We start from the raw sequence: 25,660 nt of genomic DNA on the forward strand, positions 1-25,660 counted from the left end.
TGCCCTCCAAGCACTATCTGTTCTATTAGTTGTATATCAGATAGAGTGACGGTGTGCAGTTGACCCTTGACCTCGACAGCGAGGTCCCGATCTACCAGCAGATCCGGGACCGGATCGTGGAGGCGATCGCCAGGGGGCAGGCGCGCGAAGGCGACCCGCTACCCTCCACGCGGCAGCTCGCCGCGGATTTCGGCATCAACTTCCATACCGTGAGCAAGGCTTATGACCTGCTGCGACAGCAGGGCATCATCCGAATCAACCGCAAGAGCGGCGCGGTCGTACGGCGTGATGCCACCACAGGCCCGCCCGAGGCACCCTTCGTCGATGACTGGGAGGAACGCATGCGTGTGCTGCTGGCGGAAGCCACCGTCCATGGCATGGACCGGCAGGATGTGCTGCGCCGGTGCGAGGCGCTACTGAGCGGTTTCGAGGAGGGGGCGTGATCCTGCTCCTTTGCGCCGGACTGATACTGATCGCGCTGGTCACGTCCCTGATGCTGGCGCTTCCGGGGCTGGCCAGGCCCACCCTGCCGTTCGGGGTGCGCGTGAACGTCCAGCGGGCGGGCGATCCCGCCATCGTCGCGGCGCGCCGGTTCTACGCCCGTCTGACCGTTCTGGTGGCCGGGATCGCCGCGGTGGTCTCGATCCTGGCGTTGCTGGTCACAGGGTCCGCCGTGGTGATCGCCATCTCCGCGACGGCGGTGATGGTCGTGGACCTGCTGTTGTTCTGCCGCGCTCACCGCATGGTCCGCGCCGCCAAGCTCGCCGGCGGGTGGGCGGCCGAACGCCGCCAGGCCGTCACCGTGGACACCACCTTCCGCACCGACCCGGTTCGCGTGCCCTGGTCGTGGGGCCTTCCCGCGCTGGCCGTACTTCTGCTCACCGCCGGCATCGGCTGGGCGCGTTACGGGGGACTGCCGGCCACGCTGCCGCCGTTCCTCGGGTACGGCACGGCCTCCTCCCAGCGTGAGCCGACGACCGTGCTGGTCGCCTTCCAGCCGGTGATCTACCAGATCGCCATCGTCCTGATCGTCCTCGCCACGGTCGTGGCCACGCTGCGCGCCCGTCCCGACCTCGACGCCGCCAGGCCCCGGGGCTCGGCCCGCCGCTACCGCGTCTACCTGCGCGGCGTCGCGGTGATGTCGCTGCTGTCGGCGGCCTGCCTGAACCTCGGCCTGTTCTTCGCGGCACTGCGACTGTGGGAGATCGTCACCCCCGCGATCGTCTGGGACGTGGCCGTTTTCGCCCCGCTCGTCGTACTGCTGGGCGGCTGGCTGACGTGGACGATCAAGGTGGGCCAGGCCGGTCACCGGCTGCCCGCTCTGCCCGGCGAGGAACAGGAGGACTCCGGCGTCGCCCAGCGCGATGACGACCGCCACTGGTTCCTGGCCGGCGCCGTCTACATCAACCGCCGCGACCCGGCCCTCCTCGTCCACGCCCGCCTCGGCTCCTCCTCGTGGACCCTCAACCTCGGCCACCCGCTCGCCTGGCTCCTGCTCGGCGTCCTCGCCATGACCCTGATCGTGCTCGCGGGGCTGGCCTTGGCCGGGGTCGTCGATCTGCCGGAGAAGCACGGCCTCTTTTGACCATGTCCCGCGAGAAATAGCCGCAAATAGCCGCAAATAGCCGCCAAAGAGTGTCGGCGGTGCCCGCTAAGATCGCGTTCCGTGAATTCGGGTAATTTATGGCGGTTTGTTAGGGCTGGAGTAGTCGGCCTGGTTCTTGCCGCGGCGGTCGTGGGCCTGGTGCTCGGAGACGACTGGCTCTGGGTGGCCGTCGAATGGTCGCCGCCGGCCTATACGGACTTCTACGCGCCCGACGGGCTCGACACCATGACGACCGTGGCGCTGCTCGTGGCCGCTCTGGTGAAGGTCGCGTTCCTGTGGCTGATCCTGCGTGCCCCCGCGTCCGGACCGCTGGACCGCCGGGCGAAGGCGCTGCGCCGGCTGCTGTACGTGGCGGTGGCGTACTTGCTCGTGCTGTGGTTCCCGATCGCGCTGCTGCCGGGCGCGGTCCGCGCGGCATTCGAGCTCGTGTTGTGGGCCGCGATCTACGTCCTCTACCTGCCCGTCATCCGCTGGCGGTCCCGCATGCTGCGCACGACGGCCGCAGCGATCTTCACTGTCGACGTGGCCGTGATGGCCAACGAACTGCTCGACGAACTCGACCTCCTGGAGCTTGAGTGGGACGGCCTGGTCGAATTGGGCTTGGGGCTGAGCGGAGCCGCGGCGACGATCATCACGGTCGTCGGGCAGTGGCGCGACGGCCGGTGGAGCCGGGGCACGCTGATCGCCGGGTGGTCGTCGGTGGGCGTCCACATGCTGGTACTCCCGCTCAACATTTTCTTCGGCACGATCCCCAGCGGCAGCCTGGTGATATCGGTCGTGATGGACGCGGTGGGGCTCGTCAGCATCGTGTGGATGGCGGCGACCGCCCGTGAGATGTCCGGTGCGGACCGCCTGGCGGATCTTACGCCCGCGCGGCAGCGGGTGATCCGCGTCGGGGTGGCGGCCGTGATCGTACTGCCGATCATCGCGCTGATCCAGCCGGAGCAGACCCCGCGCCTCAGCTACACCGGCTGGGCGATGAACTGCTATGACCGGCCCAACTTCGGCGACCTGAAGCCTGCCGAACGCGAAGCCGCGTTCCTGTGCACGGCCCGGAGCATGGAGGGCGGAGGCTCGCCCATGTTCCCGGACAGCCTGTCGGACCAGGAGGTCCTCGCGTACGGGCGGGCGCTGTGCCGGGCGAAGGACCGCGAGGAGCAGGAGGCGATTCTGACGCGGGCCGGAAGCGCGCGGGCCGCCTGGGCCGTGGACTCGTCGGACCTCGTCTACGTGTGCCCGGAGATCATCGGCGCGACCCGGCCCGATCTGCTGTGGTCGACCGAAGAGGCGAAGGAGGCGACCGCCGCCTACTTCGCCGAGAAGAACGCGAAGTGCCGCGACCCGTGGCCCCGGACGAAGGGTGTCGTCCAGGCCACGGCCATGTACCACCTGTTCCCCGACGGCGATCCCGGCTATTCGGTCTACGACCCCGACGACGAGGCGCCGGAGCAGGAGCAGGAGTACGACGGAAGTACCCTCACCGGGGAATCCCGCAGCTCGGTGCTCGTCGGGCACATCGGGGACATCATTGATCTGTGCCTCACCGTGAAGGCTTTCCGTACCGCGCCGCCGCGGCGGACGGCCGGGTGGGATGAGGTCAACGAGGTGCCGATCGTCAGCCGCAGCGGCCGGCTCACCGTGCCGGAGCTGGGCGAGGGCGGCGACGTGGGCGCGGGTGCCCCGATGCCGGACCTGGCGATCGCGGGAAAGGGCCGCTACCGGCTCCGTGTCTATGTACGGGGCGGCGACGCGGAGGAGGAGCACCTGGTCGTCGTGTTCCCGGGTGCGTCGAAGAAGCGGCTCAAGCTGAAGCCGTGAGCGGTGCCGGGGCGGCGCAGGAAAAGGGCGTAGGTGTTCACCCGAATTCAGTGTGCCTTGACGGGGCGATGGTCGTGGTGTTCCCCTCTTAAGTAAGTAGTCCGGGGGGAGGTGACCGAAATGACCATCGAGTGTGTGCACGAGGAGGGCCTCGTTCAGGAGTGGCACGGTAACGTCATCTGATGGCGTGGCCAGGCGTTTGGTCCGTGGCGGGAGGAAGTGCGTGCTCCCGCCACGGAGCGATACGGGCGTCACGGAAAGGAGGAATCAGTGCAGCGGCCCAGAGTCAAGGAATTTCTCCGTATCTACCATATTGCGGGCGAGCCGCATCTCTATATCGGGATCGGTCCGGAAAAGTTCAGGATCGTGCATCCCACCGAGGAAATGGTGTCCTTCGTGATGGCCCTGGACGGGTCGGCCACCTTACCGGAGTTGCGCGAGCGGTTCCCCGAGACGGATTCCTGGCTGGAGGTCCTCGCATCGCAGGGTGTCCTGGACGACGCCGCCGACGTCCCCCCGCTGGATGCCGAAGATCTGCGGCGGTGGAGCCGGCAGATCAACCACCTGCGGCTGTACGACCGCGACGGCTGGGACGGCTACGAGGGCATGAAACGCCTGCGTGACGCCCGGATCGTGATCATCGGGACGGGGGCGGGCGGCACCACGCTGCTGCGGTTGCTGAACGCGGCGGGGATCGGCACGCTGGAGGCGGTGGACTTCGACACCTTCGCCGAGGAGAATCTGCCGACCCACCCGACCTTCGACGAGCAGGACATCGGGATGCCGAAGCTGGACGCGCTGAAACGGCATCTGGAGCTACAGAATTCGCGGTCGCGGTTCATCGCCCACCACACCCGGATCGAGTCCGCCGACGATATCGTCGAACTCGTGCAGGGCGCCGACTTCTTCTTCAACGCCTATGACCGGCCGCGCAACCACGCGATCCGCTGGTCGAACGAGGCGAGCCTGCGCACGGGCGTGCCGTTCGGGCAGATCGGCATCACCAACAAAGGGGCAAGGGTCGGGCCGACGATGATTCCCGGCCGGACTCCATGCATGGAATGCGTGGGAATTCGCGACTTGGACGTGTTGCGGCCGGAGAAGTCCGGCAGCCTCACCGGGACCTTGGTCGCGATGGTCGCGGGAATCGCCGTGAACGAGGTCATCGGCCTGGTCTCCGGTGCAAAAGAGACATCTCGCACGGCCGGGCAGAGCCTTTACGTCAATGCCGACACCCTCACCTTCGAATTCACCCCCTTTGAATTCCGGAAGGACTGCCCCTGCCGGACGTGAGCGCGACGCGAGAAGACGACCTGAGCGGGGGAGCGCGCGTCTGGGCCCTCGCCCGCTCCTGGGTGCCGACCGCCTTCGGCTCCTCGCTGCTGGCGTGGGAGATCCCGGTGGTGGCGGCGGTCGTGACGAGAATGTCGCAGGGACCTTCCGCGCTGGCCGCCCTGGGGGCCGGGTTGTCGGTGCTGTTCGTCGTCAACTCCCCGGCGCTGGCCTTGGCCCCGCTGGTCGTCGTCGCCCGGGCCGCGCACGGTACGTCCGCGCTGCTGCGGCACGCGCTGGTGACCGGGGTCGCGGGCGGCGCGGTGATGCTGGGGCTGGCGGCGCTGCCGGCCGTTCCCGCGTTGATCGGCCTTCCGGCGGGGCTGCACGGCATGTTCCAGGTGTGCCTGCTGTCCTTCGCCACGGCGCCACCGGCCGTGGCGCTCCGCCGCTACCTGCACGGACGCCTGATCGAGCGGGACCGCACCCAGCCGATCGCGGTCGCCACCGGGGTACGCATCGCCGTGACGATCGCCGCCGCCCTGGGACTGTGGCGGGCCGGGCTCACCGCGGCGGCGGTCGGCGGAGTCGCGTTGTCGGCGGGCGCGTGGGCGGAGGCGGCGTACCTGAGCACGGCGGTCCGGCGCCTGGCGGTCACCGAGGACGTCCAGAAGGGAGCAGGGCGGCTGCTGGGTCAGCATGCGCGGCTGACCTCCAACATCCTGCTCAACATGAGCCCCGCTCTGATCACGACGGTGGTGCTCGCCCGATCCGGCGCGGCCGAAGCCTCCCTGATCGTGTGGCCGGCCCTCTACGGGCTGCTGTCCCTGGGCACGATCCCGCTGTCGGATTTCGAGACGGTCGGCGCGGCCCTGCTGCGGCGCACCGGTGACGTCGCCGTGCTGCGCCGCTTCACCGTCCTGCTGGCCGGGACCCTGCTCGCGGCCGGCCTGCTGGTCGCCTGCACACCGCTGGCGCACATGTACCTCACCGGCTTCAGCAACGTGCCCCCCGGTCCCGCGTACCTGGGGGAGTCGTGGGTGGCGGTCCTCGTGGCGGTGCCGGCCCTGTGGGCGGTACGCGGACAGGCCCGCGCCTTGATCATCGCCGCCGACCGCACCTCGGTGCTGCTCCGCGCGGCGGTCGCGCACGTGGGCGGGATGCTGGCTCTCGGCCTGCTGCTGCCGCTGACCCGGCTCCCCGGGGTCGCCTGCGCGTCGATCGCGCTGCTCGGCGCGCTCGCCGCCGAGATCCTCGTACTGCGGACGTCCCGGCGCAGGCCACCGCCGTGACGGTCAGCCCGCGAGGGGCGGCCGGAAGGTGCGGCGGTAGGTCGCGGGCGAGACGCCGATCGCCGCGTTCAAGTGCTGCCGCAGCGAGGCGGCGGTCCCGAATCCCACCTCGGACGCGATCCGGTCCACCGGCAGGTCGGTGGATTCGAGCAGCCGCCGGGCGCGTTCGACCCGCTGCTGGATGAGCCACCGCCCCGGGCTCAGCCCGGTTTCGGCGCGGAAACGGCGGGCGAAGGTACGGCCGCTCATCTGCGCCTCCGCCGCGAGTTCGGCGAGCGTGACGGGGAGGTGCAGCCGCATGAGCGCCCATTCGCGGGCCCTGGCCGGGCCGCCGGAGGAAGGGGCCGGGACCGGCCGGTCGATGTACTGGGCCTGGCCGCCGTCGCGCCACGGCGGGACCACGCACTTGCGGGCCACCTGGTTGGCGACCTCGCTGCCGTGGTCCTTCCGCACCAGGTGCAGGCATAGGTCGACCCCGGACGCGGCCCCCGCCGAGGTCAGGATGTCGCCGTCGTCCACGAAGAGCACGTCCGGATCGACCTTGACCCGGGGGAAGAGCCGCCGCAGCCGATCGGTCTGACGCCAGTGCGTGGTCACCGGCCGCCCGTCCAGCCATCCGGCGGCGGCGAGGACGAAGGCGCCGGTGCAGATCGACACGATGCGGGTCCCCGGGGCGATCCGTGCGAGCGCCTGCGCCGTCGCGGGGGCGAGCCCGCCGTCCGGCGTGATCGGCGTGACCGGCGTGGCCGGTCCCGAGATCGCGAACGGCGGGATGATCACCGTGTCGGCGCCGGCCAGCGCCTCAGGCCCGTGCCGCACGTGGACGGCGAAGTCGGCGGTGGTCGCCACGGGGCCGCCGTCGGCGCTGCACGTGATGACCTCGTACCGATCATCGGCGGCCCCGAATATGCGGGTCGGGATGCCCAGTTCGAACGGATAGACCCTGCCGAGCGCGAGGACGACGACGCGATGCACGGCACGATCCTAGCGGAGGGCCACGATCGTGCCACCAGAGCGGGAGCACGTCGCCGAGCATCCGCCGGTACCCGGCCAAGAGTCAGTCCAGACCGCGCATTCGCCGCCCGACCAGTTCGGCGAACTCGACGGCGGGCGGATCGAGGTCGGCCCACGAGCGCGCGGCCCAGCCCGCGGTCGGGGCGGGCAGGTCCGGGATCGGCACCAGCCGGAGCGCCGGATGGATCGAGGGCGCGAAGTGCGGGACCGTCGCCACGACGGCCCGGTTCACCCCCAGCTCGGCCAGCAGCAGCGCGGTGTCCCAGTCCGAGACCGCCTGGGACGGCAGCGCGCCCTCGCCGAGCACCGCGGTGAGCCGCCCCCGGGAACTCGACGACGTCGGCAGCACGATGTCCGGGACGTCGGCGAGTTCGGCCGCGCACAGGCTCGCCCGCGAGGCCAGCGGATCGTGCTGGTTGACCGCCAGCGCCCAGCGCAGCTCGATCAGCGGGCGCAGCTCGACGTCGGGGATCGGGCCGCTGATCGAGATCAGCGCGATGTCGGCGCGGTTCGCGGCCAGGTCGGTCAGGCAGGCCCGGCTGGTCGGCTGGGTGCGCAGGGCGAGCTGCACGCCCGGGTGCCGGCGGCGCAGCTCCACGATCGCCTCGGGCATGAAGTGCCGGACGGTCGCGGCCCCCGAGCTGACCCGTACCTCTCCCGCGCCGCCCGCCGCCAGCGCGCGCAACTGCTGCGCCGCCGCGTCGATCCGCCCCACTCCCGCGAGCGCCGCGTCACGCAGCAACCGCCCGGCCGAGGTGGGCAGCACGCCGCGCGGACGCCGTTCGAGCAGGCTCAGCCCGAACTCCCGCTCCAGCCGCCGCACGTGCTGGCTCACCGCCGACTGGCTGCACGACATGGCCCGTGCCACCGCGGTGAAGCTGCCCCGCTCGCACACCTCGATGAACACCCGCAGGTCATCCAACGTCATAGCCAGAAGCTAACACTTATGGGTCTGCGATAAAACCCGAGAATTGACTTATCCCAAACAACAGATGACGATTCTGTACCACGCCGCGAACCTCTCCTCCGCGGCCGGTTCTCCCCCCGCCGCTCAGGACGCGGCCGGAGCGACCGCCCCTGGGCTATGGCGACGGAAGGAGACCGCCATGTCCGAAAACCCCACCCGCACCGACGAACCTCCACAACACTTCCATCGCGTGATGACCTGGCGAGACGCGTTCTCGCTGGCGATCACGCTGCCCGCCAGCGCATTCGCCGTGGTCGGCTACTGGACCGGCGCGCTCGGCGCGTGGGCGGCCGTCGCGCTGCTCGCCGTGTCCGGACTTCTGGCGATCTGTCAGAACTTCGTGTACGCCGAGATGGCCGCGATGTTCCCCGACAAACCCGGAGGCATCGCGCTGTACGCCTCGGCCGCGTGGCGTGGACGCGCCCGCCCGCTCGGCGCGCTCGCCTCGGCGGGCTACTGGATCGGCTGGTCGTTCGGCCTGGCCGGAAACGCCCTGGTGATCGGTGGGCTGGCCGCCGCGCAGTGGTTCCCCGGAGCCGGGGCGCTGCGGGTCGGCCCGCTGCACCTGGGCGGCGCGCACGCCGTCGCGGTGGCCGCGCTGGTGCTGGTGTGGCTGCTCAACACGGTCGGCATCCGGCCCGCGGTCCGGCTCAGCACGCTGGTCAACACGCTGGTGCTGGTACTCCTCGTGGTGGCCGCCGCGACCGCGCTGTTCACCGGAAACCTGCGCCTGGACCGGCTGACGTGGGGCCTCGGCGGCGACGGCCGGTCCGCGTTCGTGGTCGCGTGCGTGTGGCTGTTCCTCATGGGCTGGACCGTGTACGGCACCGAGATCGCCGCCACCTTCACCCCGGAGTACCGCAACCCGCGCACGGACGCTCCCCGGGCGCTCGTCTCCTCGGGCATCGCCGCGCTGGCCGTGTTCGTGCTGATGCCGGTGCTCGCCGCGGGCACGACCGGCGAGGAGGCGATCACCGCCGAACCGCTCGGCTTCACCGTCCTGATGTTCCAGAACCTGTTCGGCGGCGCGGGCTGGCTCGCCGTGGTCGTGCTGTGCCTGGCGATGCTCAACCTCATGTCGGTGGCCACCGCCGACAGCGGGCGCGCCCTGCACGGCATGGCCGTCGAGGGGCTGACCGTGCGCGGCCTCGGGGTGCTCAACTCCGCGGGCATGCCCGCCCGCGCCATGACCGCCGGGCTGCTGGTCAACATCGGCCTGGTCGTGTTCATCGGCAACCTGCTCGGCGTCGTGTTCGCCTCGAACATCGGATACATGATCGCCGTCGTGATCGCGCTCAGCGGCTACGTACTGCTGCGGCGCGCGGACACGACCCCCGACCGGGCGTTCCGGCTGCCACGGCACTGGCTGCCGATCGCCGCCGTCCTCGCCGCGATCAACCTGTTGCTGCTGGTGGTCGCCGTGCTCAACCCGGAACTGACCGGCTACGGCGGCTGGCGGGACGAACTGATCGGGTTCGGCGTGCTGGCCCTGGCCATGACCCTCTACGCCGCTCGCCGCCTCGGCGATCGGACCCCGACCCACCACAACCCGAGGTGATCAGCATGTGGCAACCGTCCGTCGCACCCGGCGCGGTCGATCGGATCGCCTGCGTGGGCGCCGGTGTCATCGGCGGCGGCTGGGTGGCCCACTTCCTGGCCCGCGGCCACCGGGTTACCGCGTGGGACCCCGCGCCCGACGCCGGAGAACGGCTGCGCCGGATCGTCGGCGCCGCGTGGCCCGCGCTGGAGTCGCTGGGCCTCGCCGACGGCGCCACACCGGACCGGCTCACCGTCGCGGCCACGCTCGAAGAGGCCGTCGCGGACGCCGAGTTCGTGCAGGAGAGCGCGCCGGAGAACCTGGCGCTGAAGTCCGATCTGCTCGCCCGCATCGACGCCGCCGCGCCCATCGGCGTGGTGGTCGGCTCCTCGACGTCCGGCTACCGGATGACCGACATGCAGGCCGCCGCCGCGCATCCGGAACGGCTCGTCGTCGGCCACCCGTTCAACCCGCCCTACCTGGTGCCGCTGGTCGAGGTCGTCGGCGGGGAGCGCACTGAGCGAGCGGCGGTCGAGTGGGCCGCGGAGTTCTACACGCTGACCGGCAAGACGGTGGTCGTGATGGACCGCGAGGTGACCGGGTTCATCGCCAACCGCCTCCAGGAGGCGCTGTGGCGGGAGGCGCTGCACATGATCGCGGACGGGGCGGCCACCGTCGCCCAGATCGAGACCGCCGTGACCGCCGGGCCCGGACTGCGCTGGCCGTTTCACGGCCCGTCCACCACCTTCCACCTGGCGGGCGGCGAGGGCGGCATCGCGCACGCGCTCGACCACTTCGGCGTGGACGGCCCGTGGACCCGGCTGGACAGCCCGCCGCTCACCGACGAGCTGCGCGAGGCGCTGGTCACGGGCGCGGCCGAGGTCACCGGCGGCCGGTCCGCCGCCGAACTGATCGCCGAGCGGGACCGCCGCCTGATCGCGGTCCTGCGGGCCCTGCGGGAGGCCGGGGCATGACGGCCGTACCTACTCTGCACCGGTCCGTGCGGGACGAGTGGATCGACGCCAACGGCCACCTCAGCGAGGCGTACTACGTGCTGGTGTTCGGCGAGGCCACCGAGCACGCGCTGGCGCACCTCGGGATGACGCCGGCCTACCGCACCGAGACCGGCTGCATGGTGTTCACTGTCGAGGCCCACCTGCGCTATCTCGACCAGGTGCTCCCGGGCGAGCGGCTTGAGGTGCGCACGCAGGTGATCGGGGTGGACGCCAAACGGCTGCTGCTGTGGCACGAGATGGCCGCCGGGGGCGGGCTGCGGGCCACGGCGGAGGTGCTGGGCGTCCACGTCCACATCCCGGGCGGAAGATCGCGGCCCTTCCCCGGCGACGTGCGCGCCGCCGCCGAGACGCTGCTCCGGCCACCGCCGCCGGACGCGGGCCGGACGGGCCGCCGATGAGACTGCTCACCGCGACCGACGTGTACGCCCTGCTCGACCCGGACGCGGCCATCGCGACCCAGCGGGCCGCGTTCACGGCGCTGGCCACGGGCGACGCCTGGCAACCCGACAAGATCGGCGGCGGTCCTGACGGCGTGGACTCCACCGTGTTCTGCTACGCCGCCCGCCTGGACGCGGCGACCGGGCCGGTGTCGAAGTTCGGCAGCGTCAACCCCGGCAACGCCGCGCGGGGCCTGCCCTCGATCCACGCCGTGCTGGTGGCGCTGCACCCCGAGACCGGCGCGCCCGTCGCGGTACTGGACGGCGGAGCCGTCACCACCGTGCGGACGTCGGCGGCGAGCGCGGTGGCGGTCGCCGCGCTGGCCCGGCCGGGCGCGGCCCGGCTCGCGGTGCTGGGCGCGGGCACCCAGGGGCGGGCCCACGTCCGCGCGATCTCCCGGGTGCTCCCCCTCAAGGACGTGACCATCTGGTCCCCGATCCCCGGGGAACGCGAGTCGGCCGCCCGCGAGCTGGCCGTCCGCGCCGTCGCCAGCGTGCCCGATGCGGTGGCCGACGCCGACGTCGTGGTCTGCGCGACGCTCGCCACCGAGCCGATCCTCGCGCCGGACCTGCTGCGCCCGGGGACCACGGTGGTGAGCATCGGCTCGTTCGAGGAGCACCGCCGCGAGATCGGCACTGACCTGCTGGCGGCGAGCGCCGCGGTCGTCGTCGATCACGTACCGACCGCCCGTGCCCACGCCGGGCCCGTGGTCGCCGCCCGGCTGCCGATGGAACTGCTGGCGCTCGGCGACGTACTGACCGGGCGCGCGACCGCCCGCCGCGACCCGGACGACCTGGTGACCTACCTGAGCGTCGGCCTCGGCGTGCAGGACGCCGCCGCCGCGTGGCACGTCGTCGAACGCGCCGAGGCGCTGGACGCCGGCCAGGAGATCGCCTGGTGATCGGGGCGCGCCGACCACCACGAAACCGGAGAAGAACACGATGGACGAACTGCACCACCTTTCGGCGACGGAAGCCCTGCGCGCCTTCCGCGCCCGCCGGTTGTCGCCGGTCGAGCTGACCGAGGCGGTGATCGCCCGAGCCGAACGCACCGAACCGGTCGTCAACGCGCTGTGCCACCGCTTCTTCGACGAGGCGCTGCGGCAGGCCAAGGCGGCCGAACGCCGCTACGCGGGCCGGGGCGAACCGCCGCGCCCGCTGGAGGGGCTGCCCACCGTCGTCAAGGAGGACGAACCGGTCACGGGACAGCCCTGGACCCAGGGGTCGCTGCGTTACCGCGACGCCGTCGCCGGGCACACGTCGGTGTTCGTGCGGCGTGTCCTGGACGCGGGCGCGATCGTGCACGCCCGCAGCACGGCGTCGGAGTTCGCCTCCGCCGCGTTCACGCACTCGGCGCTGTGGGGCGTCACCCGCAACTCGTGGAACCCGGAGTTCTCCCCGGGCGGTTCGTCGGGCGGCTCGGCCGCGGCGCTCGCCGCCGGTTCGACGGTACTGGCGACCGGGTCGGACACCGCGGGTTCGATCCGCGTGCCCGCCTCGTTCAGCGGCGTGGCCGGGTTCAAGCCGCCGCACGGCCGGGTGCCGGTGGACCCGCCCTACCACCTGGACACCTACGTCCACTCCGGGGTGCTGGCCCGGACCGTCGCCGACGTGGCGCTCATGCAGAACGTCGTGGCCGGGCCGCACCCGGCGGACATCGGCTCGCTGCGGCCCCGGCACGTCCTGCCCGACCCCGCCGGCCTGGGTCGCGACCTGCGCGGGATGCGGATCGCCCTGTCGGAGGACCTGGGTGACTGGGCGGTCGATCCGGAGGTCCGCCGCAACACGCGGGAGTACGGCGAGCGGCTGCGGGCGGCCGGGGCCCACGTCGAGGAGGCCGGGATCAGCGTGCCGCGGGCGCGGGTGATGCGCGCGGCGGCGATCCACTTCCACCACGGGTTCGGCGCGGTCATCGCGGCCGAGGGCCGCACCCCGTACGCCCAGGCGTTCGCGCGGTGGGCGGCCGAGGAGGCCGCCGGGGCGGGCGTGCTCGACGGATTCGCCATCGAGACCGAGCTGTACCGGCCGGTCGGCGAGCTGTTCGAGCGGTTCGACGCGCTGGTCTGCCCGACGGCGGCCACCCGGGGGCTGGTCGCGGGCGAGGACTACGTCGGTCACGGCCCCGAGGTGGACGGCGAACGGCTCGGGCACTACCTGGAGTCGCTGCTCGCGCTGCCGTTCAACATCATGAGCCGCTGCCCGGTGCTGGCCGTGCCGTCCGGCGTCGCCCGCAACGGGGTGCCCACGGGGGTGCAGATCGTCGGGCGTCCGTTCGACGACGACACGCCGTTCCGGATCGGGGCGGCGGCCGAGGTGCGGCAGCACTGGCCGGAGGCCGGAGCGTGAGCGCGATGGATGCCGACGTGGCGGTGGTCGGCGCGTACTACCCGTACTACCTGGCCTGGGTGGTCGAGCGGCTGGGGTGCCGGGCGGGGGTTGTGGCGTGAGCGGGCGGGATGCCGATGTGGCGATCATCGGCGCGGGCGTGGTCGGCGCCTTCGCCGCGTACTACCTGGCCAGGGCGGGCGAGCGGGTCATCGTGCTCGATCCGGAACCGGGCGGGGGGGCGTCCGCGGGGAACGCCGGTCTGCTGGTCCCCAGTTACAGCCGTCCGATGGCGCATCCGCGGATGCTGGCCGAGGGGGTGCGGGCGCTGCTGGGCGGCAGCCACGACATCACCCTGCGCCGGCCGCTGCGGCCCGCCACGCTGGCCTGGCTCGCCCGGTTCGCGCTCGCGGCGCGGCCCGGCCGCGCCTGGCGCGCGGCCCCGCGGCTGGCCGCGATGTCCGCCCGCAGCCTGCGGCTTTACACCGAGTTCGCGGACGCAGAACGCCTGGACATCGGCGTGAGCGATGCGGTGGGCTGCGACCGGCGTGCCGCCGAGCGGCTGGACATCGGGCTGAGCGATGCGGTGGGCCGCGACCGGCGTGCCGCCGAGCGGCTGGACATCGGCGTGAGCGATGCGGTGGGCCGCGACCGGCGTGCCGCCGAGCGACTGGACCTCGGCCTGCGTGACGCGGTGGGCTGCGACCGACGTACCGCCGAGCGGCTGGACATCGGCCTGCGTGATGCCGGGTTGCTCACGGTGAGCCGCGACCGCCGCATGCTCGACGCCCAGCGGCGTACCGCCGAACGGCTGGGCCGCCTCGGTGTCGCCTCGGAGGTCCTGGACCCGGCCGCCGTCGCGGACGCCGAACCGGGCCTCGGCCCGGTGGCCGGCGCGGTCCGGTTCCCCGGCGACGCGCTCGTGGACCCGCTGGACACCACCCTGGCCGCGCTGACCGCCGCCGAGCGGCACGGCGCGGTCCTGGTACGGACGGCCGCGCTGCGGCTGCGGCAGGTGAAAGGCCGGGTCACCGGCGTGGACACCGAAGCCGGTCCGGTCACCGCCGCCACGGTGGTCCTCGCCGCGGGTACGGCGAGCGTCCGCCTGGCCCGGTCGGCGGGCGTCCGGCTGCCGGTGGAACCCGGCCACGGCTGGAGCCTCACCCTGCCGGTCGCCGGGCCGCTGCTGAGCCACGCCGTACTGGACCTGGACGCGCACGTCGTACTCGCCCAGCGCGCGGACCGGCTGCGGCTGACCGGGGGCATGGAACTCGGCGGGCCGCCCGCGCCGCCCACGCCTGAGCGGTTCGCGGCGCTGCGCCGTACCGCGGCGGTGCTGCTGCCCGGGGCCGACCTCGACGAACCGGGGGACCGGTGGCACGGGGCCCGCCCGATGACCCCGGACGGCCTGCCCATCATCCGCAGGGCCCGCCCCGGCCTCGTCATCGCCACCGGGCACGGACAACTCGGCATGACCCTCGCCCCCGCGACGGGCGAGCTGATCGCCGTCGATCTCACCGTAGGGAGCCGAGTATGAGTCCGCCACTGCACGGCGTTCGCGTCCTGGACTTCGGCCAGTACGTCGCCGGCCCCGCCGTCGGGCTGCTGCTCGCCGACCTGGGTGCCGAAGTGATCCGCATCGACCCGCCAGGCGGCCCGCGGTGGGGCTCGCCCGCTGCCGCCGCGCTCAACTCAGGCAAGAAGAGCATCGTGCTGGACCTGACCGACCCCGCCGATGCGGCGACCGCCCGCCGGCTGGTGGCCACCGCCGACGTGGTGGTGGAGAACTTCCGGCCCGGCGTGATGGCCCGGTTCGGGCTCGGGCCCAAGGGCACGCTCGCGCTCAACCCGCGCGTGATCCACCTGTCCATGCCCGGCTTCTCCGCCACCGACCCCCGCGCCGACCTGCCCGCCTGGGAGGGCATCGTGCTGGCCGCCACCGGCGGCTTCACCGACATGGGGCTGAACCGGATCTTGATGGGCGTCGATCCGTCCTACACGCCGCTGCCGCTGGCCTCGGCGTACGCGGCGGCGCTGGGCGCGCTCTCGGTCGGAGTCGGGCTGGTCGCCCGGCGGCGTACCGGCCGCGGCGACGCGTTCGAGGTGCCGCTGGCGGAGGCCGTGCTGGAAGGACTGGCGTTCAACTCGCTGGCCGTCTCCGACCTCCCGCCGCGCTATCTGTCGCTGCGCGAGCACGAGATCGCCCGGCGGCGGGCCGCCGATGAGCCGATGGACCTCACCTACGACGAACTTCAGGAACTCCTCGACCCGTTCTACCGCAGCTACCCCTGCCAGGACGGCCGGCTGTTCTACCACTGCTGCCCCGCCCACCGCACCCACGCGATCCGGTCGCTGAAGGTGCTCGGCCTCTGGGACGCCGTCCGCGCGGAGGGCATCCCGACGTTCGATCCCTATCTGTCCACCGACCACTGGCCCGAGGGCGCGGACTGCACGCTGCTGGCGTACCCGCTGTCGGCGTACTGGACGCAACGGCTGTCGAAGCTGATCGCGGCGGCCTTCCTGCGGCATCCGGCGGAGGAGTGGGAACGGCGCTTCGACGCGGCGGGCATCCCCGGGGCCGCGCACCGCAGCACCCTGGAGTGGCTGCGTTCCGAGCACCCGCGCGCGGCCGGGCTGGTCGCCACCGTCGACGATCCGGTCCACGGCGAACTGACCGTCCCCGGGCCCGTGGTGTGGACCGATGAAACCCCGCCCGGCCGCAGACCCGCCCCCGCGCTGGACGCCGACCGGGCCGCGATCCTCGCGGACCTGCCCGCGGAGCCGTCGCCGGTCGCGCCTCCGGCGACGCCCGGCGGGCTCCCGCTGGACGGCGTCCGCATCCTGGACCTCACCAACGTCATCGCCGGGCCGATGATCGGCGCGACCCTCGCGCGGTTCGGGGCCGAGGTCATCAAGATCGATCCGCCGACGCCGGGCTTCGACCCGTACCACGCCGTGGTCATCGGCACGCACGCCCAGCGCGGCAAGCGCAGCGTGCTGGCCGACCTGCGCACCTCCGCCGGCCGGGACGTCCTCGACCGGCTGCTGCCCACCGTGGACGTCGTCACCTTCAACGGCAGCGAACGCCAGCTCGGCGCGCTCGGCCTGGACCCTGCGCGGCTGCGGTCCATCCGGCCGGAGATCGTGCTGGCGCGGGTGGACGCCTACGGCGGGCCGGGGGAGGGGCCGCGCAGCCACGCGGCGGGTTACGACGACAACGTGCAGGCGTGTACCGGGATCATGACCAGGTTCGGCGGCGGCCCGGACACCCCGGAGGAGCACGCGCACCTCGGGACGATCGACGCCCTGGCCGGGTTCTGCGGGGCCTTCGCCGTCGTCGCCGCGCTGGCCGGGCGCGGCGCACCAGCCCCGGTGATGCGGACCTCCCTCGCCGCCGCCGGGCAGTTGCTCCAGATCCCGTTCCTCTTCGACGGCGCGGGCCGCGATGACCTGCCGGAACCGTCCGGCAGGGAGGTGCTGGGCGAGCATCCGGGGTACCGCTGCTACCAGGCCGCGGACGGCTGGTTCTTCCTCGCGGGCCCTGCCGGCACGCTGGAGACGCGGTTCCAGGAGCGTTCGATCGAGGAGTGGGCCGACCTGCTCGGCCCGCGCGGAGTCGCGGTACACCGGATCGAGCACATCGCCGACCTGCGCGCCCGCGGGCTGGTACGGGAGAGCGCCGGGCCCGTCCCACTGCGCGACTCGGCGGTGTTCGTCCGCCACGACCGGCACCCCAGCGGCCGGGAGGTGGACCTCATCGCCCTGCAGGCCGTCCGGCCCCGGTACGCGGCGGTGCGGATGCCGTCCGACGCCCCGCGCTACGGCGCGCACACCCGCGAGGTGCTGGCCGAACTCGGCTTCACGCCCGCCGAGATCGAGGCGATGGCCGCCGATGGCTCGATCGCCGACGGCTGGACCCCCGACCACGGCTACCTGCCCACCTGAACCACCCTTTACCAGGAAAGGAGCGCCCGATGCGCGCGCCGTACGACCCCATCGCCATCACCGCCGCCGTCACCGGAGGCGACGTACTCCCCAGCCAGAGCCCCGCCGTCCCGTGCGGGCCGGAAGCGATCACCGAGGCGGCCGTGGCCGCCGCGCGGGCCGGAGCCACCGCCGTCCACCTGCACGCCCGGGAGCCGGACGGCCGCCCGACGGGCTCGGCCGCGATGTTCAAGGAGATCGTCACCGGCGTGCGCGAGCAGTGCGACGTCGTGATCAACGTCACCACGGGCGGGTCCGTGGACATGACGCCCGACCAGCGCCTTGAGGGCGTCGTGGCGGTCGTGCCGGACATCGCGACGCTCAACCTCGGCACGATGAACTTCGAGGGCTTCCCGACGCGTTCCCGCTGGCCAGAGGTGCGTCACGACTGGGAACGCAGGGTCTTGGAGCACTCGGGTACGGTGGTCTTCACCAACACGCTCGCCATGATGCGCCGGTTCGTCACGACGTTCCGCGAGCTGGGGGTGACCCCGGAGTTGGAGGTGTACGACCTGAGTCACCTGTCGATGGCCCGCTTCCTGATCGATGAAGGCACGCTCGCCGCGCCGGTGCGCGTGCAGTTCGTCCTCGGCGTGCTCGGCGGTGCCGGGAGCAGCCCGCACGACCTGTTCGCGCTGCGCGAGGCGGCCGGCCGCATCCTCGGGCCCGACCTGGCCGCGGTCAGCGTCGCCGGTGTCGGCTATCCCGCCGAACTCCGGCTCGCCGCGATCGCCGCCGCCTCGGGCATGGACGTCCGGGTGGGCATCGAGGACAACCTACGCATCCGGCGTCGCCGCCAGGCCGCCGACTCGGCCGAGCTGGTCGCGGCGGCGGTGACGATCGCCGACCGGTTGGAGCGCCCGATCGCCACCCCGGCGCGGCTTCGCGCCGAACTCGCGGCGGCAAGCCGGTCATGAGCACCCTGCGGATCGCCTGCCTGCAAAGCGCGGACCACGGCCGGGACGTCGAGGCCAACCTGGCCGAACTCGGCTCGGCCGCGGCCACCGCGGCGGAGGCGGGCGCGGAGCTGCTGATCACCCCGGAGATGTTCGTGACCGGGTACGACGTCGGCGACGTCAGTGACCTCGCCGCCCTGCCGCTGACCGAGCGGGTCGCCGCCATCGCGGCGGCCCACGGGATCGCCGTGGTCGCGGGCCTGCCCGCCGTCCTGCCGGGCGGCGGCGTCGGCAACCTGGCGGTCGTCGTCGACGAGGCGGGCGAACTGCTGGCGGGCCATGTCAAGGCGCATCTGTACGGCGAGATCGACCGCCGGTTCCGCGCCGGAGACGCGCCCATGACCGTGTTCGAGCACCGCGGCGTGCGGTGCGCCGTCATGATCTGCTTCGACGCGGAGTTCCCCGAGTCCGTACGGCTCGCGGCGCTCGCGGGCGCGCACGCCGTGCTCGTGCCGACCGGCAACATGCACCCCTACGGGGCCATCAACGAGCACATGATGTGGACCCGGGCCTGGGAGAACCAGGTCCACCTCGCGTACGTCAACCGCTGCGGCACGGAGGGCACCACCGCGTACGTCGGCCGCACCCGCGTCATCGCCCCCGACGGCACCGAACTCGCCGCCGCAGGCACCGGCCCCGCCCTCGTGTACGCCACCCTCGACCCCGCCGCCGTCACTCACGCCCGCGCCGATTTCGCCTACCTCCCCACCCGCCGCCCGGAGCTGTACGGCCCGCTGGGAGATTCCTGACCACAGGGCTACAGGGTCGCGACCGTCTCGCGGGCCCGGTGGGGATCGACGCCCACGCCGATCAGCACCGCGACGGCCGCGCCCGGCCCGGCGTCCTGCCACAGGCCGGAGTTGACGCATTGCAGCAGCTCAAGCAGTAGTCCGCGGACTCCGGCGGCGAGGACTTCGGCCGGCAGGTGGTCGCCGAAGGCGCGTTCGGCCTGGGCGCGGCGCAGGATATTGACGGCGTTGCGCAGGGCGGGCTCGGTCAGGTCCTCGAACCAGCCGTCGCCCAAGCTCTTGTGGCCCAGCGCCAGCAGCGTCCGGTAACGATCGCCGACCCGCCACAGCTCCATGGTGTGCCGGGCCAGCGCCTGCGCCGGGGAGTCGCCCGGCACGGTGGCCGCCGCGATGGCCGCGCGCATGGCGCCGGCGGCCTCGTCCGCGATGGCCGCGAGCAGCGCGGGGCGGCCGGGGAAGTGCGCGTACAGCGTGCGGCGGACCACTCCCGCGGCGCGGGCGATCTCGTCGATCGTCGCGTCGGGGTTGGCGCTCAGCTCGCGCCGCGCCACGGCCAGGATCCGGGCCCGGTTCGCGCGGGCATGGCTGCGCATCGGCGGCACGGCGGTACCCGGTCCGGAAGGTCCGGCCGGGCCGCCCTCCGGCTCTCCGGCGGCGTCCCTGGTCACGGGTGCACCCTATCCGTTCTCACAAAGTTGCACATTGCTGTGCAACTAACTAATCTCCCTGTCCGTGTCGTCCTTTTTGTACCGGCTCGGTGGTAAGGCCGCCCGCGCCCGCTCGTTGGTGCTGGGCGCATGGGTGCTCGCGCTCGCCCTGGCCGGTGGCGCGATGGGCCTGCTGCAACAGGGCACCGACGACGCCTTCACGATCCCCGGCTCGGAGTCCCAGGACGCCCTGGACCACCTGAGCCATGTCTTCCCCGAGGTCAGCGGCACGTCCGCGCGCCTGGTGATCGTGCTGCCGGAGGGCTCCCGCGCCGACACCCCCACCGTCAGGCGTGCCGTGGACGAGGCCGTTCGCGACCTCGAACGGGTGGCTCAGGTCGCCGTCGTGACCAGCCCGTTCGGCAAGGACGTCAAGAACGCCGTCTCCCCGGACGGCCGGGCGGCCATGATCGCGCTGCCCCTGGACGTCCCCCAGGCCGAGACCACCCCCGAGACCAGGCAGCGCCTTCAGGAGATCGGTGCCGAGCTGGCCAAGGACGCCGACGCGAAGGTGTACGTCGGCGGCGACGCGTTCTCCAACCCCGTCCCCGGCCTCACCCCCACCGAGGGCATCGGCCTGGTCATCGCCTTCCTGACGCTCTTCCTCGTGTTCCGCTCGCTGATGGCGGCGGTGATGCCGCTGGCCACGGCGGTGTTCGGGGTCGGGGTCGCGGTGGCGTTGATCTTCATGGCCACGGTGTTCACGCCGATCTCCTCCACCGCGCCGATGCTCGCGGTGATGCTCGGGCTGGCCGTGGGCATCGACTACGCGCTGTTCATCCTGTCCCGCCACCGCGACCAGCTCCGCGAGGGCCTTGCTGTGGAGGAGTCGATCGCCCGCGCCACCGCCACCGCCGGATCGGCGGTCGTCTTCGCCGGGCTCACCGTGGTGATCGCGCTGCTCGGGCTGGCCGTGGCGGGCATCCCGTTCCTCACCACGATGGGGGTGGCGGCGGCGTTCGCGGTGTGCGTCGGGGTGGCCGTGGCCGTCACCGCCACGCCCGCGCTGCTGGCCCTCACCGGCGAGCGGCTGCGCCCCAAGCCGGGCCGCCGCCGTCCGGGCCGCAAGGCGCGGGTGCCGCTGAGCCGCCGCTGGGTACGGCTGGCGACCAGGCGTCCGCTGCTCACCGTCGCCGTGGTCGTGGCCGCGCTCGGCCTCTGCGCGATCCCCGCCGCCGACCTGCGCCTCGCGCTGCCCAACAGCGGCACCGAGGAGCACGGCACCCCGGCCCGCGACACCTTCGACATCATCGCAGAGCACTTCGGCCCCGGCTACAACGCGCCGCTGATCGTCTCGGTGGACGTGCTGAACAGCACCGACCCCGTCGGCGTCACCAAGGACATCGCCGCCGAGATCGAGCGGCTGGACGGCGTGGCCGCGGTCCCTGTCGCCACCCCCAACCGCAAGGGCGACACCGCCATCATCCAGGTCGTACCGGACTCCGCGGGCGACTCGCCCGGGACCGAGGCGCTGGTGCAGCGGCTACGCGACCAGGCCCCGCGCTTCCAGCGGGACCACGGCGTGACCACCGCCGTGACCGGCTTCACCGCCGTCGGCATCGACGTGTCGGACCGGCTCGCCGGGGCGCTGGTGCCGTTCGGGCTGGTGGTCGTGGGGCTGTCGCTGGTACTGCTGGCCATGGTGTTCCGCTCGATCGCGGTGCCGATCAAGGCGGCGCTGGGCTACCTGCTGTCGGTGGGGGCGGCGTTCGGGGCCACGTCGTTCGTGTTCCAGCAGGGGCACCTGGCGCAGGCGTTCGGCGTGCAGCACACCGGGAGCGTGATCAGCTTCCTGCCGATCATCCTGATGGGCGTGCTGTTCGGGCTGGCCATGGACTACGAGGTGTTCCTGCTGTCGCGGATGCGGGAGGACTACGTCCACCACGGCGACCCGCACCGGGCGATCGAGTCGGGGTTCGTGTCGGCGGCGGCGGTGGTGGTGGCCGCGGCGGTCATCATGTTCGCGGTGTTCGCGGCGTTCGTGCCCGAGGGTAGCGCCACCATCAAGCCGATCGCGTTCAGCCTGGCCGTGGGCGTGTTCGTGGACGCCTTCGTGGTGCGCATGACGCTGGTGCCCGCCGTGCTGGCGCTGCTCGGGCACCGCGCGTGGTGGCTGCCGGGACGGCTGGCGCGCAGGCTGCCCGTCTTCGACGCCGAAGGTGAGGGGCTGACGCACGAACTGCGGCTGGCCGGCTGGCCGGGCGCTCCGGAGGTGGTCAGCGCCGAGGGGCTGACCGTACGCGACGACCGTGGCAGGCCCGTCTTCTCCGGTGTCACGGTTCATCTGCCCGCAGGGCACGCGTTGCTGGTCCACGGGCCGGGGGCCTCCGCCCTGCTGCACACGCTCGCCGGGCGGGTGGCCAAGGTCGAGGGCGACCTCAAGGTCGGCGGGCACCTCGTTCCGCAGCACGCCAGGGCCGCCCGCCGGGTGGCCGCGCTGATCCCGTGCCGCACCTCCCACGATCCCGCCGCCGAGGCGACGGCCGCGCTGGCGGACGGCGCGCGGCTGCTCGTGCTGGAAGACCTCGACGCCGTCGTACACCCGCGGCGGCGCGCCGCGCTCGCACGCCTGCTCGCCGGGCTCGGCCCGGCCGCCGCCGTCGCCTCCTGCCACGACCCGGCCCTCCTCCGGGACCTGCTCCCCCCGGGCACCACCGACCTGTCCCTCGACCGCACCTCCGCCGGAGTCCGCTGATGCCCGCCTCGCTCCTCCGCGCCCTCCAGGGCGCGTTCCCCGGTACGTCCCGGCCGCGGACGTGGCTGGGTCTGGTACTCGTGCCCGTCCTCGTCGCCGGGCTGCTCACCTGGGCGTTCTGGTCCCCGCTGACCAGTCACGGGGTCGCCGCCGCGGCCGTGGTCAACCTGGACGAACCGGTCAAGGTCGGCGACCAGCTCGTCCCGCTGGGCCGCCAGCTCGCCGACAACCTCGTCAACGGCGACGACAAGCGGTACCAGTGGACCCTCACCGACGAGGAGGACGCCCGCGAGGGACTGCGGGACGGAACGTACGCGGCGGTCGTCACCGTGCCGCGCGCCTTCTCCGCCCGCGCCACCTCCTACGCGACCGCCGAACCGCTGGACGCCACGCAGGCCACGCTCCAGGTCGAGACCTCGCCCAGCGCGGGCCTGGCCGACCCCCGCGCCGGCCGGGACGTGGCCGACGCCGCCGTCAAGGCGCTCAACACGCAGGTCGTCGAGACCTACCTGGACAACGTGTACGTCGGCTTCGCCACCCTGCACGAGCAGATGGGCGAGGCCGCCGACGGCGCGGACCGGCTCGCGGACGGTACCGGCGACCTGGCCACCGGCACCCGCGAGCTGGCCACCGGGGCGCGCGGCCTGGCCACCGGCCTCGGCGACCTGCGCACCGGCAGCGCCCAACTGGCCCAGGGCACCGGCCAGGCCGCCACCGGCACGGCCCGGCTGGCCACCGCCGCCGGGCAGCTCGCCACCGGGACAAAGCAGCTCGCCACCGGGACCGGACGGCTGGCCGACGGTGCCACCAAGCTCTCCAGCGGGCTCACCAAGGCCGCCCGCGACACCCGTAAGCTCCCCGCCGCGACCCGCAGGCTCGCCGACGGCGCTCGCCAGGTCGCCGACGGCAACCGTCAGCTCTACGACACCGCCGCTCCCATCGCCGACCGGATCATCGACGCCATCGACGACCTCCCCTCCGCCGACTCCGTCAGCGCCGAACTGAACCGCCTCGCCGAACAGTGCAGGACGTCGCCGAGCGAGGAGACCGCAGGGGACGACTTCTGCGCCGGACTCTCCCGGGCGGCCGGCCGCCTGGCCGCCATCGCGGGCGACATCGACGGCATGAAGGCGCGCGCCAGAAGCGGCGCGGCCGAGATCAAGCAGTCCCTCGGGAAGCTGGCCGGCGGCGCGGAGCAGGTCGCGGACGGCACCGCGCAGCTCGCCGCCCAGTCCAAGGCCCTCGTCGGCGGCATCGCCACGGCGGCGACCGGCGCCAAGCGGCTCGGCGACGGCATCAAGGACGCGGGCACCGGGGCCCGCAAGCTCTCGACCGGCGCGAGCGCGCTCTCCCAGGGGGCCACGACCCTGGCGTCCGGCGCGTCCCGCCTCGACGCCGGAGCGCGGCGGCTCGCCACCGGGACGGCGCGGGCGGCGCAGGGTGCCACCGGCCTGGCCACCGGCGCGACCCGGCTGTACGGCGGCGCGACCCAGGCCGAGGACGGGGCCACCGCGCTCGCCAAGGGCCTGACCGACGGCCTGGACCAGGTGCCCGACTACACCGAGACCGAGCGCCGGCACCTGTCCGAGGTCGCCGCCACGCCGGTCGCGGCCCCGGCCGCCGCCGACGACCTGGGCGGGCCGGTCGCGGCGGCGTTCTTCCTGGTGTTCGCGCTCTGGGCGGGCGCGCTGGCGACGTACCTGGTGATCCGGGCGGTCCCGCCGTTCGCGCTGACCTCGCGGCTGCCCACCCGCCGGCTCGCGGCGCAGGCCGTCGCCCCGGGGGCGACGGTCGCCCTGGTCACCGGCGCGCTGCTGGCGCTGGGCCTGGGCCCCTTCCTCGGCCTCGGCCCCGGCGCCGCGCTGGCGCTCCTCGGCGTCACCCTGCTGGCCGCGCTCACCTTCACGCTGCTCAGCCAGGGATTGGTGGCGCTGTTCGGCCGTACCGGCCACCTGCCGGCACTGGCCGTCCTCGTGCTCACCCTCGCCACCGGCACCCTGTCGTCGATCCCCGCTCCTCTGGCCGCCCTGGAACCGCTGCTGCCCACCCACGGCGCGGTGACCGCGCTGCGAGCGGTCGTCACAGGCGCGGACACCGGCCTCGCCGCCGGGGTGGCGCACCTGGTGTTGTGGCTGCTGGCGGGCCTGGCGGCGACGATCTTCGCCACCGAACGCCGCCGCACCCTCAGCCCCCGCCGCCTGCGGCTGGACTCTCACGACCTGGAACCCATCGCCTGAGCCGCCTGGGGTGGGAGGTGGGACTCCACTTCGAGGCGGTCGTCAGCGCGCGCCACCAGGGGTGTCGTCTCCCTGGAGACGAGGAACTCCGGCCGCGTCGGGTTCGCCGGGGCGTTGTCGATCGCGTTGTAGGTGATCAACAGCAGCGCCCGCCGGTCGGGGGAGGTGTTGCCGGAGGACGAGTGCACGATGCTCGGGTGGAACGCGTGGACCGCGCCCGCCCTGGCGGTGAACGTCACGCGTCCGAGCCTTCGCGCCAGTTCCTCGGCCCGCTGCTCGCTCACGGTGTAGGCGAGATCGGCCGACACGTGGCGTTGCCAGTCGGAACGGGCGGCGGCCTGCGCCGGAAGGTCGAGAAGTCCAAGGCGGTGTGAACCAGGGATCGCGACGAGCGGACCGTTGCCCTCGTGGACATCGTCCAAGGGAATGGCCACGTTGACCGCGTCGGGCCGGGGCATGCCGTCCTCCTCTCCCCAGAAGGCGTAGTCCTGGTGCCAGGGCCACTCTGCTCCTTCATGGGCCTGTTTGAGGTTGACCTTGAACTGGTACACGTAGACCTGCCCGCCGACCAGTTCCTCGGCCAGGGCCACCAGCCGGGGGTGCCGTACGAGCGCGGCGCACACATCGTCGAACACGTGACAGCCGTGGAGCCCGCGGACGACGTCGGAGTTCTTTTCGAGGACGACCTCCGGCCGGCGCTCACGGCTGATCGCGTTGACCCGTTCCCTGAGCAGACCCACCGCCTTGTCCGTGAAACGGCACGGGAGTTCACACCAGCCATACTGGTCGTAGGCGGCCTTGTGGCCCGGGATCGCAGCTTCCCTGAAATCAGGCATACGTCATCTCCTGCATCCTGGATATTGAACGGTCAGTGACCGGTCGTCGCACTCTCGGAATATGTGATCGGACCCGCTCGGCGGGCCCCGTCCCGGCAGGTTCGGGATTTCATATCAATGCCGAACAGCGTGTCATCTGTCGCATTCCAGCGCAATGGGCAGCCCGCTCAGCCGGCATCAGATCTCACAGAGAGTAGCCGAAATAATCAGAC

General features: G+C 72.8%; 20 protein-coding genes. 16 read left to right on the top strand and 4 right to left on the bottom strand.

Features of this window, described 5'->3' with window-relative positions; translation table 11 throughout:
• Positions 1 to 53 precede the first annotated feature (53 nt).
• From ACH34R_RS10480 to ACH34R_RS10500, 5 genes are all read left to right on the top strand, one after another.
• On the top strand, positions 54 to 443 hold the full coding sequence (locus ACH34R_RS10480) for a GntR family transcriptional regulator (RefSeq protein WP_397561147.1): 390 nt from the start codon (positions 54 to 56) through the stop codon (positions 441 to 443).
• The gene (locus ACH34R_RS10485; RefSeq protein WP_397561148.1) at positions 440 to 1,585 is read left to right on the top strand and encodes a DUF1648 domain-containing protein; all 1,146 of its coding nucleotides are present in this window, start codon (positions 440 to 442) and stop codon (positions 1,583 to 1,585) included. Before ACH34R_RS10480 ends, ACH34R_RS10485 begins: the two co-directional genes overlap by 4 nt.
• 150 nt (positions 1,586 to 1,735) lie before the next feature.
• Positions 1,736 to 3,424 carry a hypothetical protein gene (locus ACH34R_RS10490; RefSeq protein WP_397561149.1) on the top strand — a complete coding sequence of 563 codons (1,689 nt, stop codon included), beginning with the start codon at positions 1,736 to 1,738 and terminating at the stop codon, positions 3,422 to 3,424.
• Between the two features lie 270 nt (positions 3,425 to 3,694).
• Entirely contained in the window at positions 3,695 to 4,717 is a 1,023-nt protein-coding gene (locus ACH34R_RS10495) for a HesA/MoeB/ThiF family protein (RefSeq protein ID WP_397561150.1), read from the top strand.
• Positions 4,714 to 5,988 carry a hypothetical protein gene (locus ACH34R_RS10500; protein ID WP_397561151.1) on the top strand — a complete coding sequence of 425 codons (1,275 nt, stop codon included), beginning with the start codon at positions 4,714 to 4,716 and terminating at the stop codon, positions 5,986 to 5,988. Before ACH34R_RS10495 ends, ACH34R_RS10500 begins: the two co-directional genes overlap by 4 nt.
• Before the next feature lie 3 nt (positions 5,989 to 5,991).
• Here the strand turns inward: ACH34R_RS10500 and ACH34R_RS10505 are convergent, their stop codons facing one another.
• Both ACH34R_RS10505 and ACH34R_RS10510 read right to left on the bottom strand, forming a co-directional pair.
• Entirely contained in the window at positions 5,992 to 6,963 is a 972-nt protein-coding gene (locus tag ACH34R_RS10505; protein ID WP_397561152.1) for a GlxA family transcriptional regulator, read from the bottom strand.
• A gap of 82 nt (positions 6,964 to 7,045) precedes the next feature.
• A complete protein-coding gene (locus ACH34R_RS10510) occupies positions 7,046 to 7,930 on the bottom strand; it encodes a LysR family transcriptional regulator (protein WP_397561153.1) in 885 nt (294 codons plus the stop codon).
• Positions 7,931 to 8,108: 178 nt separating this feature from the next.
• Between ACH34R_RS10510 and ACH34R_RS10515 the strand changes: the two genes are divergently transcribed.
• The 9 genes from ACH34R_RS10515 to ACH34R_RS10555 all read left to right on the top strand — a co-directional run bounded on the left by ACH34R_RS10515 (position 8,109) and on the right by ACH34R_RS10555 (position 18,973).
• The gene (locus ACH34R_RS10515; protein ID WP_397561154.1) at positions 8,109 to 9,527 is read left to right on the top strand and encodes an APC family permease; all 1,419 of its coding nucleotides are present in this window, start codon (positions 8,109 to 8,111) and stop codon (positions 9,525 to 9,527) included.
• A 5-nt stretch (positions 9,528 to 9,532) separates the two neighbouring features.
• Entirely contained in the window at positions 9,533 to 10,480 is a 948-nt protein-coding gene (locus tag ACH34R_RS10520; protein WP_397561155.1) for a 3-hydroxyacyl-CoA dehydrogenase NAD-binding domain-containing protein, read from the top strand.
• Complete coding sequence (locus ACH34R_RS10525) at positions 10,477 to 10,920, top strand: thioesterase family protein (protein ID WP_397561156.1); 444 nt, start codon at positions 10,477 to 10,479, stop codon at positions 10,918 to 10,920. The genes ACH34R_RS10520 and ACH34R_RS10525 overlap by 4 nt, the downstream gene beginning before the upstream one ends.
• A complete protein-coding gene (locus ACH34R_RS10530; protein ID WP_397561157.1) occupies positions 10,917 to 11,861 on the top strand; it encodes an ornithine cyclodeaminase family protein in 945 nt (314 codons plus the stop codon). Before ACH34R_RS10525 ends, ACH34R_RS10530 begins: the two co-directional genes overlap by 4 nt.
• Positions 11,862 to 11,901: 40 nt before the next feature.
• Positions 11,902 to 13,305 carry an amidase gene (locus ACH34R_RS10535; RefSeq protein ID WP_397561158.1) on the top strand — a complete coding sequence of 468 codons (1,404 nt, stop codon included), beginning with the start codon at positions 11,902 to 11,904 and terminating at the stop codon, positions 13,303 to 13,305.
• 97 nt (positions 13,306 to 13,402) lie between these two features.
• Positions 13,403 to 14,821: an NAD(P)/FAD-dependent oxidoreductase gene (locus tag ACH34R_RS10540; protein WP_397561159.1), complete on the top strand. Its 1,419-nt coding sequence runs from the start codon at positions 13,403 to 13,405 to the stop codon at positions 14,819 to 14,821.
• Positions 14,818 to 17,229 (top strand): CoA transferase, encoded by a 2,412-nt coding sequence (locus ACH34R_RS10545; RefSeq protein WP_397561160.1) that lies wholly within the window; start codon positions 14,818 to 14,820, stop codon positions 17,227 to 17,229. Before ACH34R_RS10540 ends, ACH34R_RS10545 begins: the two co-directional genes overlap by 4 nt.
• 29 nt (positions 17,230 to 17,258) lie before the next feature.
• Positions 17,259 to 18,185: a 3-keto-5-aminohexanoate cleavage protein gene (locus tag ACH34R_RS10550; protein ID WP_397561161.1), complete on the top strand. Its 927-nt coding sequence runs from the start codon at positions 17,259 to 17,261 to the stop codon at positions 18,183 to 18,185.
• Positions 18,182 to 18,973 carry a nitrilase-related carbon-nitrogen hydrolase gene (locus ACH34R_RS10555; RefSeq protein WP_397561162.1) on the top strand — a complete coding sequence of 264 codons (792 nt, stop codon included), beginning with the start codon at positions 18,182 to 18,184 and terminating at the stop codon, positions 18,971 to 18,973. Before ACH34R_RS10550 ends, ACH34R_RS10555 begins: the two co-directional genes overlap by 4 nt.
• An 8-nt stretch (positions 18,974 to 18,981) precedes the next feature.
• Here the strand turns inward: ACH34R_RS10555 and ACH34R_RS10560 are convergent, their stop codons facing one another.
• Positions 18,982 to 19,641, bottom strand: coding sequence for a TetR/AcrR family transcriptional regulator (locus ACH34R_RS10560; protein WP_397561163.1), 660 nt, complete (start codon positions 19,639 to 19,641; stop codon positions 18,982 to 18,984).
• Positions 19,642 to 19,705: 64 nt separating this feature from the next.
• On the opposite strand from ACH34R_RS10560, the gene ACH34R_RS10565 reads away from it, so the two are divergent.
• A complete protein-coding gene (locus tag ACH34R_RS10565) occupies positions 19,706 to 22,375 on the top strand; it encodes an MMPL family transporter (RefSeq protein WP_397561164.1) in 2,670 nt (889 codons plus the stop codon).
• A complete protein-coding gene (locus ACH34R_RS10570) occupies positions 22,375 to 24,612 on the top strand; it encodes a YhgE/Pip family protein (RefSeq protein WP_397561165.1) in 2,238 nt (745 codons plus the stop codon). The genes ACH34R_RS10565 and ACH34R_RS10570 overlap by 1 nt, the downstream gene beginning before the upstream one ends.
• On the opposite strand, the gene ACH34R_RS10575 is transcribed toward ACH34R_RS10570, so the two are convergent.
• Positions 24,588 to 25,448 (bottom strand): phytanoyl-CoA dioxygenase family protein, encoded by an 861-nt coding sequence (locus tag ACH34R_RS10575; protein WP_397561166.1) that lies wholly within the window; start codon positions 25,446 to 25,448, stop codon positions 24,588 to 24,590. The two genes, ACH34R_RS10570 and ACH34R_RS10575, sit on opposite strands and share 25 nt — an antisense overlap.
• Positions 25,449 to 25,660: the final 212 nt, after the last annotated feature.

Origin of the sequence: Spongiactinospora sp. 9N601, assembly GCF_044326295.1 — a bacterium.
GTDB classification, from domain to species: domain Bacteria; phylum Actinomycetota; class Actinomycetes; order Streptosporangiales; family Streptosporangiaceae; genus Spongiactinospora; species Spongiactinospora gelatinilytica.